The 413-nt window shown below is 45.3% G+C and carries 1 protein-coding gene; it reads right to left on the reverse strand.

Annotated features, from left to right (window positions below; translation table 11 throughout):
- Window positions 1-413, reverse strand: a 413-nt coding sequence (locus tag ACRBG0_RS14790; RefSeq protein WP_431487642.1) for an efflux RND transporter permease subunit, incomplete at both ends; no start/stop codon positions are given.

Here is a 413-nt window from a genome sequence, read left to right on the forward strand (position 1 = left end):
GGCCAGGTGTAATGGCTACTTCGTATTGTTTCAGGTAGCCACCCAAGGTGTTTACCTCTACGACTCCGGGAATTCCGGCCAATTGCCTTTTGACGATCCAATCCTGGATGCTTCGTAGTTCAGTAGAACTAATTTTTTCTTCAAAGCCTTCTTCGGGGCGAACCACATATTGGTAAATCTCTCCTAAACCTGTAGAAATGGGTGCCAAGGTCGGTTGCCCGAGTTCGGCGGGAATATTTTCTCTGGCTTCTCGCAGGTATTCATTTACCAGCTGCCGAGCGAGGTAAATGTCCATTTTTTCTTCAAAAACGACCGTTACGACAGACAAGCCAAAGCGGGAAACAGAGCGAATTTCTACTAATTGTTGAATGTTTTGAAGCGAGAGTTCTACAGGAGTAGTAATAAATTGCTCT

Origin of the sequence: Lewinella sp., assembly GCF_050633125.1 — a bacterium.
In the GTDB taxonomy this organism is placed as follows: domain Bacteria; phylum Bacteroidota; class Bacteroidia; order Chitinophagales; family Saprospiraceae; genus Lewinella.